Here is a 1,899-nt window from a genome sequence, read left to right on the forward strand (position 1 = left end):
GATGACGGCTACAGCGGTACGAATTTTGAACGTCCGGCAGTACAGCAGTTGTTAACCAAAGTAAGGCAAGGAGAAATTAACTGTATTGTGGTAAAAGATTTTTCACGATTTGGCAGAAACTACTTGGAGTTAGGGGATTATCTGGAGCAAGTATTTCCGTTTTTAGGAGTTCGATTTATATCTGTAAATGACGGATATGACAGTGCAAAAGATAATGGTATAACGGCAGGCCTTGATATTGGGTTGAAGAACCTTATCTACGACCTTTACAGTAAAGACCTATCAAAGAAAGTAAAGACAGCTAAAACAGCCAAAATGAAAAAGGGCGAGTATATTGGTTCTTTCGCTCCATTTGGGTATCTCAAAGCGAAGGATAAGAAAAATGCAATTGTTGTTGATGAGGAAGCTGCAGTTGTTGTTAAGCGAATCTTTCAATTGGCAGCCGAGGGGAACAATACAAGTGCGATCGCCAAAATACTCAATGCAGATGGAGTACCTTCACCTGCAAGGCACTACCAAAAAAATCATAATAACAAAAAGTGGAGAAAAGCCAAAGGAGATTTGGTTTGGCAAACTATGGCTGTCTTAAAAATCTTTAAAGATGAAACTTACACAGGAAAGACAATCAACCATAAGAGGGAAAAGCCTGACGTAAATAGCATGAGTACGGTCGCTGTTCCGAGAGAGCAATGGATTGTGGTTCCCAATACTCATGAAGCTATTATAAGCGAGGAATTGTATTTGGAAGCTCAAAAGGCGATCCGTCAAATATCCAAGCGTAAGGAGTATAAGATTGATAATACCAGAGTTCTTTACGGCAAAGTTAAATGCGGTATTTGTAAGAAAAACCTTCAACGCTCTCACACAAAGGTGCCTTATTATATTTGTAAGAGCAACTATTATGACGAAAACAGCCTATGCTTTCATGGAAGAACTAAGGAGCCAATGATTCTGGAAGTGCTATTGGAAGCAATACGGCAACAGGCTCAAATAGCCAACAAAGCAGAAAAGCTTGTACTTAAGGCAAAAGAAAAATCAGAAAGTGAAGTGGCTGAATTATTACAATCCTTAAGGAAAGCTCAGCAATATCTTGAAAGGCTAAATGCTTTGAGAATTGAGGAATATGAGAAATATTCAGATGGGAAGATCGGTAAAGATGACTATCTGAAGCAGAGGGGAATGTACAATCAAGAGATTGAACAAACATCCTCACAGATTAGTAAACTGGAAGCCGATTACGAAATTCAAAAACTAAAGAATAAGGAGTCGGAAAACCAATTTGTCGAACACTTCAAAAGCAAACAGGAAATCAAAGAACTAAGCAGGGATTTAGTGAATGAACTCGTTGATTCAATATATGTGTTCGGTGAAAATCAGATTGAGATTGTCTGGAACTTTGCCGATGATTATGAAAAAATAATGGAGATGTTATAATGAAGAGAGTATGGATCTACAGCAGGATTGCTAATGCTGAAAATTTAAATGATGTTTATCTGATTGGGCAAGAAAGATCGTTAAAGAAATTGGCCGAGCAACATTGTTTTAGCATAGTTGGATATTCAAGAGATATTGGCAGTGGGCTGAATCTCAATAGGAAAGGACTCAAGGAAATTGAGAATGCCATATCTGTAAATGCGATTGATACCGTTATTGTAAAAGATATGAGCAGGATTGGCAGAAATGTTTTTGATGTTCTTTCTCTTTTAAGAGATTGGAAGGAGCAAGGTATTGAATTGCTTACGGCAGATGAATTATAGAAATATCAATAAACCAAAGCAAAGGACGGATGATTCTTAATAATCTTAAACCGGGTGGTTTCGTTGAAGAAATCGCTCGGTTCTATTTTTTTATGTGAAAAATTTAAAAATTTTTTAGTTTTTACTTGACACAGGCTGATGA

The 1,899-nt window shown here is 37.2% G+C and carries 2 protein-coding genes; both read left to right on the forward strand.

Annotated elements, in window-relative coordinates; genetic code table 11:
* Positions 1-1,434, forward strand: a 1,434-nt coding sequence (locus tag A7D23_RS13415) for a recombinase family protein (RefSeq protein ID WP_068884144.1), incomplete at its 5' end; no start/stop codon positions are given.
* Entirely contained in the window at positions 1,434-1,757 is a 324-nt protein-coding gene (locus A7D23_RS13420; RefSeq protein WP_019226923.1) for a recombinase family protein, read from the forward strand. The genes A7D23_RS13415 and A7D23_RS13420, both read left to right, overlap by 1 nt.
* Positions 1,758-1,899: the final 142 nt, after the last annotated feature.

The organism is Dehalobacter sp. TeCB1 (assembly GCF_001707455.1).
In the GTDB taxonomy this organism is placed as follows: domain Bacteria; phylum Bacillota; class Desulfitobacteriia; order Desulfitobacteriales; family Syntrophobotulaceae; genus Dehalobacter; species Dehalobacter restrictus.